The sequence below is a fragment of the Flavobacteriaceae bacterium genome, assembly GCA_003443635.1.
Lineage (GTDB): Bacteria > Bacteroidota > Bacteroidia > Flavobacteriales > Flavobacteriaceae > AU392.
On the sequence record CP031964.1, the window covers coordinates 187,318 to 203,518 of the forward strand.

Here is a 16,201-nt window from a genome sequence, read left to right on the forward strand (position 1 = left end):
CAGTTATTCTTTTTTCTCAAGTTTCATAATCAAAGGGAATTCGTAACCACTCTGGTAAAAGGTTCCAGTAATTTTATCTTCTTTTAAGGTGGCTACATATTTTATACCTGCTTGTGCTAATGTTATGGTTAAAGCTCCATCTTGATAAGTTGTTTTATCCATCGGAATATCTGTTGCACCTTGCGATGGACTATCCATAGTTGTTGTATAAACACCTTCTTTTTCAGAGATATGAAATAAGATAGGCAGTTCTGTACCTTGTACATTTAAAGTTCCTTTCCAAGAGCCTTTAATATCTTGTGCATTAATCTGGTAACTACTAATGCTAAACATTAGTAGTGTTATAATTTTAAACATTGTAATTTTCATAATTGTTTAATTTATGTTTATTCACTGAATTAGTAGCACAATTTAAAAATTGTCACACTTTTTTTAAAGTATTGGGTTTAAAATTTCTATAAAGCTGATAATAATCAGTATAAAGATCATATTGATTATGAACAATGTTATAAATCTCTTTAAGGTTTTTACTAAAAGCTATAACTAAGCCTTCTGATACAACAGTATATGATGCTACTGTGTGTTTGTGCATAGATCTTTTATAATCTCCTTGAGTTCCCACATTATTTGATTTTAGATTAATTACTCAGACTAAATTAAAAATATACGTAGCCTTACGTATATAATTGAATTATGTACATTTGGGTTATCTCATCAAAAGAAGAAATAATAAAACCCACTAAATTATGAAGTGCATTTTTATATTAAAAAGAACATTTATATCTATAGTAGTATCATTATTAGTTTTGGGTTGTACTAAAGATGATTTTGAAGAACAAGAACAATCTATAGAAATAACTTCTGTTGTTGAAATACTTTTACAAAGAGGGTTTAATCTTAAAGATATTATAGAAACTAAGGAGCATTATATTGTTGAAGGTGATATTATATTTTCAAAGAAAATTGAAGATTATGGTAACTTAACCATAAGAACTGATATTAATCAAAACTTAAATATTACAGAAAATAATTTTACAACATCAGTATATTTTAGGGATAATGAATTAGTTGATGTAGGTGGTACAACAAGAACTATATCTGTTTATTTACCAGATGACCCTCTTTTTTTATTTTCTACTAGCGAGGACGGAGGTGGTGGAGGTCCTTCTGAGGAAATAAGTGGCGATGGTAATGGTAATTGTTTAGGGGAAGATTGTCCAGGAATTCAAATAAATATTTGGAGGGAACCACTACAAATGGCTATGAACGATTGGAATGTAGAAAATTCTTGTTTTACATTTGTATTAGCTTTAACTGAACAAGAATCAGATATTACTATTGTAGCAGTACCAGGATCAGGCACTAATTTTGGTCTTACAAGTTTTCCAATGAATGGTAATCCTTTTCCTCAAATAAATATTCTCGCGGGTAATCCAAGTTTAAATAACAGCTTCAATGCACGTCGTAATTTATTAGCACATGAATTAGGTCATACTATAGGTTTTCGACATACTGGTGGTGGTGATGGAGGCATTGAACTTGAAGGAGCTCCAACTAGCACTGATGGTGGTTCTGTTATGACTGTACAAGCTAATGTATTTGCTATTGCAAGTCAAGGAGTTTCAGCTAGCGATAGGGACGCAATAGTAGCACTTTGTGCTGTTAATAATAATGGGGCAGAAAATAGTATAAATGGTCCTTCAGAAATATGTCGTCAAATTGACAGGCCTTTATTAGAATTAACAACTTACAGTCTGACATATAACAGTTTAGATACAGAATGGATGGTTAGTTCACCAAATGATATTCTTGAAATTGTAAGTCAGAATGAAACTAGTGTTACCGTAAGACCTACGCCAACTGGACAACCATTTGGTAACCTTACGTCGTTATTTGGACCAACAGTTGAAGCTACTATTAAAGCTATTAATTCATCTGGAGGTGTTATTGCTGAAAAAACAATTACAATAGTAGGAGATCCTTTAAATAATTCAAACCAAACAATTAATGGTCCAATTTCATTAAATATAGGAGAAACGAGTACTTTTAATGTTATTCCTTTAGGTTTTGATCATTTCAATTTAACAAGTGTTAGTTGGTCTATTTTTCATGGATTTGATACGCTTTTTGCAATTCCATCAGACGATTTTCAAATACAATCAAATGGATTTACTGCACAAGTAACTCCACTTCCAACGGCAACAGGCGGTAATGGATTTGGTAATGATTATGTAATAGCCTTTAAACTTAGAAATGATTGTGGAGGCATAATAACTTTATTTAAATCTATTACAATAGCCCCCTAATAAATAATTGTTTCTAAATTTCTTATAAGAAAAATATTATTATAGTCAAAGCGTTAGTAATTAAATAAAAGCACCTGTTTATTCATTACCGAGTAGAACTTAGTAAAGCTAAAGAGCTAAAAAGAACATTATGTGGGTGGGAGGATTAATAGTTTATAAAGATAAATCCATACTATAAAAATTAAAGTTAATATTAGCTAATTGTATAATTCAATTAATATAACTTTAATTGCTTACATAATGCATGAATATTTTTTAATTTATTTCTATCCGCCGTTACATATTTTTGAAAAATTTCTTTCAATTTATTATACTCTACGTCTGTTTCTCTATTATAAAAATTAATTTTCACTAATGGAATTTTTGATTTTAAATCTGAAATTGCTGTCATATATGAGCTACTTCTCTTATTTTCAATCAAAGCGAAAACATGCCCTCCATTTATATCTTCAAGGTAATTATCTGATAAATAATAATAAAAAATATTATCTCCATTATGCAAAATATATTCTTCAGGGTCAACATAAGGCTGATAAACATGTGAATTTTTCATATCCAATTCCAAACGTTTCAAATGCTTCTTAACTTTATTTGAATAATCTCCTTCTGGATTATTAATTAATTCCTTATTATCAATAATAAAATATCTTTTGATCTTTACTCCTCTTTTAATTGCATCATGATTGGCATTTAAAAAACTCTTTCTTTCTTCTGGTTCAAGAAGTTCAAAATCTTCCATTAACTCTTCATCTTTTTGATCTTTTTCCCAGAAGTCTATTGAGGAAATCGAATAATAGCAGTCTCCCTTTTTTAAATTTGAAAGAATTTGTCTAAAAATATATACAAAAAAAGAATCTTGCTCTAATGCAAACTGAATCCATTCTCCTTTTTTTATATTTAAAAATTTATTTCTCTCAGTAACGAAACGCCCTTTAATCATCCTTATTTTTAATAATTCATCAGAATTTATCTTTCTAACTGTTTGAATTATACCATTTCCTAATGAATAAATAGAGTTTTTCTCATTATTAATAGATCTATTTAATCTAGCTTGTGAAGAATGGTATCTTGAAATAAAGATTGAAGCTAAAAAAGCTAAGGCAATAAAAATGAGTGCTATTATTAAAAAATGTTCTTCAAATACTTGAAGAGCTGCTAATACTATACCAGCTACAGCAACCATAAATAAAAATATTTCTATGGTCCTTTTCCAATTTGTATTTCCAAATAAGCCTTTCATTATAATGAATTAATTAGTTGATAATAAAAAATAACCGTTAAAAATAAACGGACACTAAACATATGAATTAAGCTATATTTTATGTAAGGGGATTATAAATGTATAAAAAAGATTAATAAGTTAATCAGATTCTTTAATTTTCAGCTTTGCATTATCATTACTAACTTGTTTCTGTACAATCTTTCTGTAATGATCTTGTATTGTTTGTAATTTACTATGTTTTAATAATTCACTTTATTACTCCATCGATACATTATTATATAATATAGTTAAACATCTTTTTTAAAAAAATACTTAACTCCATTAGCTTCAACTAAAAAGAAAGTGTTGAATTTAAAGTTTCTATAAAGCTGATAATAACCAGTGTAAAGACCATATTGATTATGAACAATATTATAAATCTCTTTAAGGTTTTTACTAAAAGCTATAACAAACCTTCAGATACAACAGTATATGATGCTACTGCGTGTTTGTGCATAAATCTTTTGCCTCCTTCATTAGATTTCTGTTTATGCCATTCCTCATCTCCTTGAGTTCCCACGTTATTTGATTTTAGATTATTATATAAAAAACAGCAACCTTATAAAAAGATTGCTGTTTTTTTAATATTAAACTAATCATTATTTTTTTGTAAACAATAATCTATTTCCTGAATCAGGATCACCAATAAAATCCCAAATAATTAACTCTCCTTCTTTTATGTACAAATAAAAAACACTCGTTAATCCATAATTCTTTTTAGAATTGATATATAGATTCCATTCTTTATTTTTATAGTTATTTAATTTCCATTTCCCCTCAACTTCAAATAATTTATTTTTATTTTCTTTGTTTAAATCATTGAAATCAGGTACATTCTTAACTATAAATGTTCCATTTTCATTTAGTGTAAGTTCAACTTTCTTATTACCTATATCATAGCTTTCTTTTATAAATTCATAACTAAAACTATCCACTTCCCAAGTTCCAGCCAAATCTTCAATTTTTGGTTTATCGTATATCTTTTTTAATTTAGATGATACAGAACCATTTGGGGATATAGGAAAATTACAAGATATTATAAATAGTAAAAGTGCAATAGTTAATAATATTAGTTTAATTTTTTTCATATTCTCATTTATTTAGTAATCTTCGGTCCAAGACCAATTTTGAATAAAATTGCCCCCTAAATGAATTCCTGTTCCCCTTAATTTATTATCAAATATACCATCATGTTGACCATTATTATCATTATCTATCCTAAATCTTGTAGCTGATTCCCATCCTGATGTATTTCTAACTGTAAAAGTTAATCTAACCCCAGTGCTAGTTTGAGCAACTGAAACATTAGTTAAATAAGAGCCAAGAAAAGATGTTTCAAGATTTGCTCCAGCAATTCCATCAAAAAATTGATCTACCCCATAAGCCCAAGGGTGATCATTAACTCCAGAAAAATCCCCGTTTTGAACTTGATCAAGTGCAATATCTCTTGCTTGACTAACCTCTTCTTGTATTTTAAGAGTAGTTGTGGTAACTGAAGAATCATAAATTGAATTGGATTAGGTCCTTTTTCGAAAAGCCACATATTAAATAAATCTATCCAAGTAGCAGTATTAGGATTTGTGTCAATTAAATCATCAATAATATCTCTGAGTTCATCTACAATAGTATTAATATAAATAATTGCTAGTGGATGCTCTGATGCTAAATCACTTAGTTTAGAGTAAATTAAATGAGCAATTTCTGCTGAAGTAGTAACACCATTTAATATAGCTTCTCTAAGTCTCTCTCTCCAATTTCTTTCTGACAAGAAATCTATAAGAGCTATTGCAGCGTCTGTCGCTTCTATAGTAAGAGGTACGAATCATTAGATAGTTTTTTGTTATTATTCAAATTTAGATTTGCATTTTCTTTTTTTATAAGTTAAATGAGTAAATTTAATATTTTGGTTAGTTAACTATAACGTTGAGTTAGTCTAAATTAATAAACTCATCAAAACGTTAGTAGTTACTCATCAAAAAAACAGTAATCAATTAAAGCTACTGTTTAATTTAGATTGTTAATCGTATACTTACCACAATTAATTGTTTAGTGCAACACAAAACCATAATAAGTTATAGCAATCGTGGTGTGAAATTTATTCTTCAGGAATATTTTTAAGGTATTCTCTTATATATTTTCGATACTCACCTTCAGTAGACATATTAAGTTTTAAGCCTTCTGTCATATTATTTCTATACTCATCGAAAATGACTTTCCTTTTTTCTAATAATCCCGTATGCTTTTTGGATTTTTTTTCGATATTTTCTAATGTGTCAACAGGCATTTTTTCATATAACTTAAATTCATTATTATTATGCTTTAGTTTTATTAAAAATTTGGGAGCATGACCAGCTAGATGCTTAAGTGTACTAATTTTTAAATCACTTATTATTTTGATTAAATCTTTATCCTTAACATATAATTCTAAAAGAGCTTCTCCAGAAAGTACTTCTTGATAAACTTGATTATATAAATGAATTTTCACTTTTATTTCGCTGTTATTGTAATCATCTATTAATAAAGGTGATGATTCAGTCAACATACCAATCCATTTTTTATTTTTTTTATGAAAATCAATTAGGGCCAATCTTTTATCATTCTTATGACTTATTTGTAAATTAGTTAGCAAATCAAGTTTAGCTTTTAGATTTGCATTTTTTTCTAAAAATTGTTGCTTAACAGATTCGACTTTAGATGTCAATCCTTCTATGTCTTCACTTGTTGCAATATTTTTCCCTTTTTCTGTTATATAAGATTTCAAAAAACGCTATATAAAACAATAATATTATCAGAACTACATCTATAATAACTTCCATTTTCATTTCTTTTCAAATTACATACAACAGAATACTCATTAACAGGTAACTACTGTTAAACCAACAATTAAAAATTATGTAAGGGATAAGAAGTCCCAGAGGCACAATTAGGACTATAAGTAAAAGTAAGGAAAATAATTGGAATGGAATTACTTAAGAAATAGTATTACATCACTTCAATAACCTTATCAGTTAATTTGTTAATTAAACCTTCATCTTCAACAGCTTTATTAATTAAATCATAATACTTTTCTTCAAGTTCTATAGTATCAAAATTTAACTCATCATCTTTATATGTCCATTGCCCATCATGTTTACTTAAGAATTCAAGAACTTCTACTAAGTTTTTACCATAAGATATATGAGAATTAATAAAAGGAATAACAACAGGTTTTTGTATTGAGTCTTGTTTGTTGATTCCTTTCATAACACCTATTAGGGTTTGATTGTTGGATGGTATATCTTTAAGAAGCTCTTTGACAATATCTACTCTATTTATAAAATGATCCTTATACGATTCAGAGTTTTTATGATAGTGTTTTAATACACTTATTTGATAATCAAATTCATTGGGAGAGTTTAATATAGAAAAGTCAAGAATTCTCGGACTTAATATGGAATCATAAGATTTTTGCCAATCAATCATTACTTTTTGATTTAATAGTGAGAATTCTTGAAGTTTTATATAAACTTCTTGCTCATTACCATTGGTATTTTTGATTACATTAGAAATATTTTCATTTACACTAGCAGAATGCTCTTCAAATGCTTCTACTGCATCTTCTTCATTCTTTATTTTTTCTCTATAATCAGACACAGAATTTGTTATTTCTGTAATACTATCACTTACTTCTTTATTGGCTTTTCCAGCTTCACTAATCATCCCAAAAACAGCGATAGTTAATACAATATTAAAAGTATAAGTGCCAGAATATTTTCTTTTGCCACGAATAAACCAAACTATTAATCCAAATATTAGTGGTATTAATAAAGTTCCTATAGCTGATCCCATAACATATCCTAAACTATATGCATTAAAACCATCTCCTCTTAAATAAAAAATAGAGAATAGCAACATTATTATAATTGAATAAATCCAATTTACTTTTGAAAGTTTAAAAGGGTGGCTTAGTTTTTCCATTTGTGTTGATTAGTTTACTAATTTAATTAAAAATAGATACGCTAGTGTTTTTGTAATTTATTTAGTTTATAGGATAAGTGTATATTTAACTAAATGAAGCCAACAAAAGCTGCTAAAGAAGAAGCATTAAAACATCCAAATGGATATGTTTATGCAATTGATGAATCTTTTAGAGGATTAGAAGAAGTGCCTCCTCAGGCTATACAAGGAGCTTGGAAAGTAAATGAAAAAGGTATTATTATTGGAGATTTTATTCCTAACCCAAATTATAAAGATTTAAAAAAATTATAAGCTTGTAAAAGTGTTTAAATTATTTATTGTTAGTAAAATCCTTTTTAAAAAAATACTTAACTCCATTAACTTCAACTAAAAAGAAAGTACTAGATTTAAAGTTTCTATAAAGCTGATAATAATCAGTGTAAAGACCATATTGATTATGAACAATATTATAAATCTCTTTGAGGTTTTTGCTAAAAGCTATAACTAAAACCTTCATATACAACAGTATATGATACTAATGTATGTTTGTGCATAGGTCTTTTATAACCTCCTTGAGCTCCCAAATTATTTGGTTTTAAATTAATAAAAAAAATTAAGGGATAGACAAAAACAACCGATGATATAATATCCATTCCCCATCTACTTTTCGAAAGATACTGAGTTCTTGTCCACTTGAAACTATTTTTGAATAACTTTCAGTTCTCAGTATTACCCAATCTTTTGAACAGTTAAAAAATGGTTTAGATATCTTTAAAATAGTATTAGCATTTAAATAATTCGACTTTTTTTCATTTAAAAAAGCAGTTTCATTTTCTATCTTTTTGAATCTATTGTCCAACTTTGAAAAATCAATTTGCTCTTGCTCTCCAGTTAATTCACCATCTGCAATAGCAAAAAGATGCTTAAAATTGATGTTTTTAAGAAAAATAGCTTTATTAGGAAAATCTTTATCTATTGATTTTATAGGATTCCACAAATCATCAAACACTTTTTCGTGTAATATATCTTCATAACCTTTGGGTAAAATAGGCATAAATTTATGATGTACCCCTAATTTTTCAATACTTCCACTTTTAAGTAGTACATCATTTATAAATTGATAAGTGTCTTGAGTATTTGATACATTACAACAAAAAATTAAAAATAAAGTGAGTATATTCTTCATGATTTAATACAATTAATTGTATAAGGAATAGTAATCTCATCAATTATTAGTTAGATTTAACAAAAGTATATTCTCTAAAATTATCATCAGGATACTTTTTTCTATATTTTTTTAAATATAATGGATAGTATTTAGTTAATATTTCTTTACAATTAATAACAGGATTATAATTCAAGTTAATATCTTCCGTAACATATAGCTCTAATAAATCATAAGGATTAGTTTCACTCTCTAAAATAACTTTAAAACAATTATAACCACTTATATTCTTTTTAATATTTCTAAATTCAGTAATAATATTATAATTACAAGCATCCATTTTATACAATTTACTCGTTCTAGTTGTAAACCACAATGGTATAAATTCAGATACAGATAAATCTTCTCTGTTAATCTTTTTTATTTCTGTTGTTGCTGGACCATAAAGAGTATCATTTTCAAAAACATTGTTAACAATATTATATTGAATATAGTGTTGTGGAGTTATTGTAAAATGTATAAATCTTTTAAAATCAAAAGAAACTTCATGAGGTAACGGTGGTGGTGCATCAATATTTAATTTCTCTCCTTCCCACTGACCTCTTGGAAGTTTACTATTTAAATTGTTAATCTCATCTGTATAATTTTTAGATACAAGTTGTCTTTCTTTAATAACAAAATTTATCATTGTATCAGTAAAGCTTTTTTCTTGACTAAAGCCTTTGATTATTATCAATAATGTAAAGATCAATATTATTTTCTTCATTTATTTTTTATTAAAATGAGCCAGTATTATAAAAAATACTGGCTCATTATTTTTTATAATTTTACAATCTCAGTTTTAAAATCTTCATAAATAGAAAATCCTATTGCTAATATTTCTTTTAGCTCCTTATAATTTTCAAATTGAGGTTTCAGAGCTTTACGATTATCTGGCAAGAACATTCTACGATAAGTAGAACTCCAAGGGCCTCCCAGTATCCATTTATCTTCACCCTTATTCAGTCCCCAAATAAACTCAACAAGCCCAAATTTTAAACTAATATTAAATGAAAATGAAAATGTATCAATTTGCTCTTTATAACCAAAGAAATTTTCTCGTTTATTATATTTAAAAGAATATCCAAAATCTTCTAATACTTTAAATACTTCATCATTAGAATATCTTTCAAAACTTTCTCCTTTACGATATTTCTCTGCAAATATTTCATATCTCGATGTAAAATCAATTTTTTCAAGAGCCTGTTTATTTTTAGGATGTAAATGCATATTTATTCTGGTCTAAATCGTATAATTATATCATAGTTATCTCTAGCAAAGTCGATATAGCGTTGTATATCAAAAAAGTTTTGATTTGATGCTGGGATTTCTAAAATTTGTTGTCCAATCAAAAATTGCCCTCTTAATTCGCTATATTTTAAAGATCGTATTTCTGTACCTGCAGGATATTTTTGGTGCATTTCTCTAAGATAATTCTCAAATGTTTCAAATCTTATATTTTCCAAATCTGTGGCTTTTCTAGAAATAATCTCCCCTGCTACATCATCATAACTATCCAATCGTTTACCATTAGCTAAATGAATTTCATGATAATCATACCATTCCAAGTTAACTGCTTTTTTATTGAAATCATTACCTCGTTTAAAAAAAGCTTTAACCTCTTCCCAGGTAAGTCGTCGACCCTTTTTAATGGAAAGATCTTCAACTTTCTCTGACACTTCTATAATATCAGTATCTATAAAATTCCCACTTCTTATTAAATCGTCAATTAATGCTCGATTAGCAGTGCCATTTACTACAAAATTATAAAACTTTTGATATACTTCTTCTGTAATAGCGCGAACAGTCCTAATAACTGTTCTTGTACCATCTCCAATCTTTACAAGCACTTTCCATACTTGAGTATTCTCTGCAATTCTACTTATTGGTCTTAATAACCCAGTTCCAGGTACAATTTCAAGAAGTAAAAATCCAGCTGATCTAACTCTACTCTGTTCTACGCCATCAAAATCTTTTCCGTCTATTAATATGACTATATCTTCAATAGGTGTAGCATATCGACCTGCTATTTTTACTCCTCTCCAAAAACCATTGAATAAAAACGATAAATCTGTATCAGCATATGTAGGTTCTGGCAATCTATATTCATACCATCTTTGTGTATTATAACTATATATATAATTAAACCCATCTGTTGATACTTCAGAAGAAGCTATGGTATTTAACTGTCTCTTATTCACTACTCTTTCAGTAGAAGATTGATAATATACCAGTCCATTTTCTAGAAGGTACATTCGTTCTCCTAACCTTGGAACGAATGAATGTGTATATGCTAATGATGGTCTGTTAGGAATTGCTCCAGGGTCTAGAATCCAGCCTCCATCTTGAGCTCTTTCTGCATCAATACGCATTCTAGCTTCGGTTTTAGCTTCTAGATTTGGAGTTGAAAGACCAGTCGCATCTTCACTTTCAAGAAACTGATAAATGCTAGATGCTTCTTGAGGATTTAATTCTAAATAATTTAATGCCTCTGAATCATCTGAATCATTTATATCTAAGCCTAAAATAAGAGCCACATTAATTGCATAATTTAAAGGAGTAAGCCTGGTAATTACTGGATCTCCATCTCCGCCGCCTGAAGGTCCTCCACCTCCAAAACCTACATCGCCATTATCATTATCGTATGGATCAGGATCACTACCTCCACTAATACCTCCACCTCCTGTGCTTCCATCTCCTCCTGATGGATCAGATCCATCATCCAAAACTGTAATTGCTTCTCCTTCTTCATTTGGACAAGGAACTTCTTCATCTCCTCTAGTTGTTATAACCCAACCTGTTAATGGACTTACTTCTGTAGTTACTTCATAGCAATAACCAGAGACAGGGTCTCTCTCTATAACTGATGATGCTAAAAGAGAATTTATATTAAAATCTTCAATTGATGTAAAACTTGGCTTTATATTTAAATCATTAAGTTCTTGATTTGATAGTGCTTCTTTTTGCTCTTCAGTTAAGTCATAACTTACAACATAAGCATCATATTCTCCTTCTTTATTTAAAGATAAAACTAGGTTCTCTATTAATGTTGTAGGTTCACTACTAAGTATCGAAAATGTATAAGAGTGATATTCTCCTTGAGTGATATATGATACTTCATTTTTAAAGATCGTATAACTCTTCTCATTAAAGTTAAAGCCTATGTTTGCTACACTAACAGTATTATTAGCTGATTGAGTTTGAGAAGTTCTATTGTTTGAAGTAATATATGGAATAACATTCTCTAGTTCTTCTAAAATTATAGAATTAGAGTTTATCTGATTTTCATTAAGTATCTCTACTTTAATATTACTAATTCCTGAGTTTTGCTCAGTTATAGATTCTTCTGGTATAAATAGTTCTGAGTCATCGTTTACACAACTCGTAAAAAAAGTTAATAGAACTAATAAATAGGTTAATGGTTTAAATACGTGTTTCATTTACATTTTTGTTTTTAAATTATGGATTAATATTAAATACTAAAAAATGCTATTAAAACAGCTAATTAGGGAACTGCTACTTTTAAATTAGGGAGTTGTATTTTTTAATGAGTAAACATTATTCTTGCTAAAGGAATAATCCTCATTATAAATACTGTATAAACTTATAGGATATATCTTAACTTTCAAACTCTAAAACCATAATATTATTTTATGAGAATTTTGCTTTTATTATAACTTGCTGAATATAAACATATTCATTTTTTATTCTTTTTAAACTTTAACATTTATATCAGTAAGGTTTTTATTTTTTATAATTCTCAAAGCTTAATTTTTAAATTATGCATCTCGTCACTAATTCTCTTCTGTACTATCTTTCCATAGCTTTCTTGTGTAACTTTCATACTTGAATGTCCTAACATCTCACTTACGATTTCCATAGGCACATCATTATATAATAATACTGTACTAGCAAATGTTTTTCTAGCTATATGTGTTGTTAAATTCTTTTCTATTCCAACAATAGCAGCTATCTCTTTTAAATATGAGTTATACTTCTGGTTACTTATTCTAGGAAATACTAACTCATCTTCATTATTGTAAGTATCTATTATGTTCAATGCTTTAGGAAGTAACGGTATAGATAACTCTTTAGATGTTTTCTCTCGTTTCATTTTAATCCATAAGTTGCCATCAAATCCTTTTATAATATTACTACGTTTTAAATCCATTAACTCTCTATAGGGAAGTCCTGTATAGCAACTAAACACAAATAAATCCTTTATAAATTGTAATCTTGATTGTTTAAACTCATAACCCTCTAGTGTTTCTAATTCTTCTGGAGTTAAAAACACAATTTCCTTATTAACTCGTTTAGCTTTATGAAGTATAAATGGATTCTTTTCTAAATAGTTTTCTGCTACTGCTACTTTAATTACTTTTTTAAAACGTTGTAGCTTTTTATTAATAGTAATCTGCTTTAGTTTCTGGTTTACTTTATAAAAGTATTCTAGTTCTGTTAAGAAGTTAGCTTCTAGATTTTTTAGAGCATAATCATTGGTTTTATATTTCCATTTAATAAATGATTTCACATCATTTTTTATATAGTAAAACTTATTCCAAGTGACTTGCTTTATATCAATACCTATAAGTGTTTTAAGCTTGTTTAAGTAGCGTTCGAAGAACTCAACAACATTGTATTGTTTTTGTGTTTTCTCTCCTTTATATAAGCTATAAACATCTTCTACATTAAAGCTCTCTTCTTTAATTTGGAGCATTAAAAAAGCCTTATTAATTTTAGTTTTAATAAGGCTTAGTTGTGTTTCTATAAGTTCTGCATCTGGTTCATCTGGTTTTATAGTTTGTTGTTTACTTAGCCAATTATTAGGGTTGATGAATAATCCTGTAGCAAAATGACGTCTTTCTTTATTATAAGTTAATCTACATCTTATAGGGCATTTCCCTTTTTTATTAAGCTTAGTCTTGCTTACAATAAATAGTATATTTAGTTTCATAATTTTTGATTTTTTAGATTTTGTTTTGAGGTACTTTTAATTTTCTGTAGGGTACTTATTAGGAACCTTTTCCATCAAAAAAAGTTGGCAAGTTGGCTTTTAATACAAAATGCAATTAGTGCATATAATGCAGGTATATATAGGAAAGTATATCACAACAAAAAAGTCTAACATTTCTGCTAGACTTTGTTTGCTCCTCCTCTTGGGCTCGAACCAAGGACCCTCTGATTAACAGTCAGATGCTCTAACCAACTGAGCTAAGGAGGACTGTTTTTTCGCGATTGCGAGCGCAAATATATATTATTTTATAGTTACTACAAACAAATAATTTAAAAATATTATTTAAATATTGCTTTAAATATATCATTGCCATTAGCAAGTAATACCAGTGCTATTAAGATAAAGAATCCTGCCATTTGTGCATACTCCATAAATTTATCTCCTGGTTTACGTCCAGATATCATTTCATATAGTAAAAACATAACATGTCCACCATCTAAAGCTGGAATTGGCAGTAAATTAAGAATCCCTAACATAATAGATAAAAAAGCTGTAAGGTTCCAAAAATCTGGCCAAGACCAACTATCTGGAAAAATATCAAAAATTGCTTTAAACCCACCAACACCTTTATAAGCACCAGTACTTGGTGTAAATATTTTTCCTAATTGAGAAAAATATGATGCTACTTGATTTTTAAATTTTGTAATCCCTACACCAAAACTTTCTATAAAACCATATTCTTTTCGAGTAATCTTATAATACCCTAATTCATCAAATCGAGATGGGCTAGACGCTGGAAATATTCCCATTTTACCATCTTGGTTTATTTTTAATTCGCGTGTTATTGTTTCTGATCCTCTTAAAAAATTTGCTGATACTGTTTGATTTTTATAGCCCTGTAGACGAGAACCAACTTGGTCAAAATATTTTAATTCTTGGTCATTTACAGATAATAAAATATCGCCTTGTTTTAAATCTACTCCTTTATTTAATGAAGAATCTGGTATGTTTGAAACCATAAAAGGGATTCTTAATTTAAACAAGCCTGTATCTCTATCTGAAGATGATAATTGACCCAGAAAATCTTCTGGAAGTTTAATTTCTTGTTGAGAACCGTTTCTTTCAATTGTATAAACCTCAGCTTCAATTAAATATTTTCTAACATCAGAATCATTGTTAATTGGCTGTCCGTTAATAGCTAATATTTTATCGCCTGTTTTGAATCCTAAATCTTTTAATAATTGATTTTCAACCCAATAACCATCTTTTAAACTATCACTCTTAATATCTGCATCTCCATAAGCAAACGATAAAAACACATAAATAAAATAGGCCAAAATAAAATTTACTGTAACTCCACCAAGCATTATAATTAAACGTTGCCATGCTGGCTTTGTACGAAATTCCCAGGGTTGTGGCGGCTGCGCCATTTGCTCTTTATCCATACTCTCATCTATCATTCCTGAAATCTTTACATAACCTCCCAAAGGTAACCACCCAATACCATAAACAGTATCTCCAATTTTCTTTTTAAATAATGAGTATTTTACATCAAAAAAAAGGTAAAACTTTTCTACTCTGGTTTTAAATAATTTTGCTGGAATAAAATGCCCTAATTCATGTAAGACAATTAACAATGAAAGGCTCAATAAAAATTGAGAAATCTTAATAACAAACTCCATATATCGTGGATCAAATTTTTATAATCGCACAAAAGTAAAACTTTAATGCTACATTAGAAAACTTAATAAATTCTCTTTCTGCTTTTAACAACGATTTATGAGCTTAAAAAATTTTACAACATTACATTTCGTTGTATTTTTGCAAAATAACATCACTTTAAATGCTATCGTTTTTTAAAAAATATCGATTTTTTGGTTTAGGTCTTCTTATATTTTCAGCAATTATAATTTCTATTTTTTATTCGCTTTTAAAACCTAAAAGCATACTTCCTATTTACCAGCCCAATGATGTAAATGTAAAGTTAGTAGACAGCAACATTCAGCATCAAAAAAAATATCATAAAATCGCCGATTTTAGCTTGATCAATCAAGATGGAAAAATCATTACACAAGACGATTATAAAGATAAAATATATATAGCAGATTTCTTTTTTACTACCTGCCCTTCTATATGTATTGCCATGACCGATCATATGTATCAGATTCAAGAAAAATTAAAAGAAGATGACGATATTAAATTATTGTCACATTCTGTGACTCCCGAAATTGATACTATAGCACAATTAAAACGTTATGCAGAAGAAAAAGGTGTAAATGCTTCTAAATGGAATTTAGTTACTGGAGATAAAAAACAAATTTATGAGCTCGCACGAAAATCGTATCTTGCCGTTGAAGATGATATTTATGGAGGTGAGTTTGACATGATTCATACCGAAAACTTTATGCTCATAGATAAAAAGCGTCAAATACGAGGATTTTATGACGGCACACAACAAAAAGAGATCGATCGTTTGCTAAACGATATAAAAGTGTTAAAAGCCTCTTATAAAAACTAATCTTTTCATTACTTTTGCTTCT

Annotated in this window: 17 protein-coding genes and 1 tRNA gene; 3 read left to right on the top strand and 15 right to left on the bottom strand. The window is 28.3% G+C overall.

Annotated features, from left to right (window positions below):
• Window positions 1–3: 3 nt before the first annotated feature.
• The gene (locus tag D1817_00825) at window positions 4–333 is read right to left on the bottom strand and encodes a hypothetical protein (GenBank protein ID AXT18460.1); all 330 of its coding nucleotides are present in this window, start codon (window positions 331–333) and stop codon (window positions 4–6) included.
• A gap of 88 nt (window positions 334–421) precedes the next feature.
• Window positions 422–622, bottom strand: a complete 201-nt coding sequence (locus D1817_00830) for a hypothetical protein (protein AXT18461.1) — start codon at window positions 620–622, stop codon at window positions 422–424.
• 124 nt (window positions 623–746) lie between these two features.
• Here D1817_00830 and D1817_00835 point away from each other — a divergent pair, with 124 nt between their 5' ends.
• Window positions 747–2,306: a hypothetical protein gene (locus D1817_00835; GenBank protein ID AXT18462.1), complete on the top strand. Its 1,560-nt coding sequence runs from the start codon at window positions 747–749 to the stop codon at window positions 2,304–2,306.
• 214 nt (window positions 2,307–2,520) lie between these two features.
• On the opposite strand, the gene D1817_00840 is transcribed toward D1817_00835, so the two are convergent.
• The 5 genes from D1817_00840 to D1817_00860 all read right to left on the bottom strand — a co-directional run bounded on the left by D1817_00840 (window position 2,521) and on the right by D1817_00860 (window position 7,524).
• Complete coding sequence (locus D1817_00840; protein AXT18463.1) at window positions 2,521–3,546, bottom strand: hypothetical protein; 1,026 nt, start codon at window positions 3,544–3,546, stop codon at window positions 2,521–2,523.
• Between the two features lie 620 nt (window positions 3,547–4,166).
• Entirely contained in the window at window positions 4,167–4,655 is a 489-nt protein-coding gene (locus D1817_00845; GenBank protein ID AXT18464.1) for a hypothetical protein, read from the bottom strand.
• Between the two features lie 284 nt (window positions 4,656–4,939).
• Window positions 4,940–5,335, bottom strand: a complete 396-nt coding sequence (locus tag D1817_00850; GenBank protein ID AXT18465.1) for a hypothetical protein — start codon at window positions 5,333–5,335, stop codon at window positions 4,940–4,942.
• Between the two features lie 327 nt (window positions 5,336–5,662).
• Complete coding sequence (locus D1817_00855) at window positions 5,663–6,328, bottom strand: hypothetical protein (protein AXT18466.1); 666 nt, start codon at window positions 6,326–6,328, stop codon at window positions 5,663–5,665.
• A 221-nt stretch (window positions 6,329–6,549) separates the two neighbouring features.
• Window positions 6,550–7,524 carry a hypothetical protein gene (locus tag D1817_00860; GenBank protein ID AXT18467.1) on the bottom strand — a complete coding sequence of 325 codons (975 nt, stop codon included), beginning with the start codon at window positions 7,522–7,524 and terminating at the stop codon, window positions 6,550–6,552.
• Window positions 7,525–7,617: 93 nt separating this feature from the next.
• Between D1817_00860 and D1817_00865 the strand changes: the two genes are divergently transcribed.
• Window positions 7,618–7,815 carry a hypothetical protein gene (locus tag D1817_00865; GenBank protein AXT18468.1) on the top strand — a complete coding sequence of 66 codons (198 nt, stop codon included), beginning with the start codon at window positions 7,618–7,620 and terminating at the stop codon, window positions 7,813–7,815.
• A gap of 19 nt (window positions 7,816–7,834) precedes the next feature.
• On the opposite strand, the gene D1817_00870 is transcribed toward D1817_00865, so the two are convergent.
• The 8 genes from D1817_00870 to rseP all read right to left on the bottom strand — a co-directional run bounded on the left by D1817_00870 (window position 7,835) and on the right by rseP (window position 15,343).
• The gene (locus tag D1817_00870) at window positions 7,835–8,020 is read right to left on the bottom strand and encodes a hypothetical protein (protein ID AXT18469.1); all 186 of its coding nucleotides are present in this window, start codon (window positions 8,018–8,020) and stop codon (window positions 7,835–7,837) included.
• Between the two features lie 96 nt (window positions 8,021–8,116).
• A complete protein-coding gene (locus tag D1817_00875; protein ID AXT18470.1) occupies window positions 8,117–8,689 on the bottom strand; it encodes a hypothetical protein in 573 nt (190 codons plus the stop codon).
• A gap of 46 nt (window positions 8,690–8,735) precedes the next feature.
• Window positions 8,736–9,434 (bottom strand): hypothetical protein, encoded by a 699-nt coding sequence (locus D1817_00880; protein AXT18471.1) that lies wholly within the window; start codon window positions 9,432–9,434, stop codon window positions 8,736–8,738.
• A 53-nt stretch (window positions 9,435–9,487) separates the two neighbouring features.
• On the bottom strand, window positions 9,488–9,937 hold the full coding sequence (locus tag D1817_00885) for a hypothetical protein (protein AXT18472.1): 450 nt from the start codon (window positions 9,935–9,937) through the stop codon (window positions 9,488–9,490).
• Between the two features lie 2 nt (window positions 9,938–9,939).
• Window positions 9,940–12,147 (bottom strand): hypothetical protein, encoded by a 2,208-nt coding sequence (locus D1817_00890; protein ID AXT18473.1) that lies wholly within the window; start codon window positions 12,145–12,147, stop codon window positions 9,940–9,942.
• A gap of 320 nt (window positions 12,148–12,467) precedes the next feature.
• Window positions 12,468–13,661 carry a site-specific integrase gene (locus tag D1817_00895; protein ID AXT18474.1) on the bottom strand — a complete coding sequence of 398 codons (1,194 nt, stop codon included), beginning with the start codon at window positions 13,659–13,661 and terminating at the stop codon, window positions 12,468–12,470.
• Between the two features lie 190 nt (window positions 13,662–13,851).
• A tRNA-Asn gene (locus D1817_00900) sits at window positions 13,852–13,928 on the bottom strand.
• Window positions 13,929–13,999: 71 nt separating this feature from the next.
• Entirely contained in the window at window positions 14,000–15,343 is a 1,344-nt protein-coding gene (gene rseP, locus D1817_00905) for an RIP metalloprotease RseP (protein AXT18475.1), read from the bottom strand.
• Window positions 15,344–15,504: 161 nt separating this feature from the next.
• Here rseP and D1817_00910 point away from each other — a divergent pair, with 161 nt between their 5' ends.
• The gene (locus tag D1817_00910; protein AXT18476.1) at window positions 15,505–16,179 is read left to right on the top strand and encodes an SCO family protein; all 675 of its coding nucleotides are present in this window, start codon (window positions 15,505–15,507) and stop codon (window positions 16,177–16,179) included.
• Window positions 16,180–16,201 lie beyond the last annotated feature (22 nt).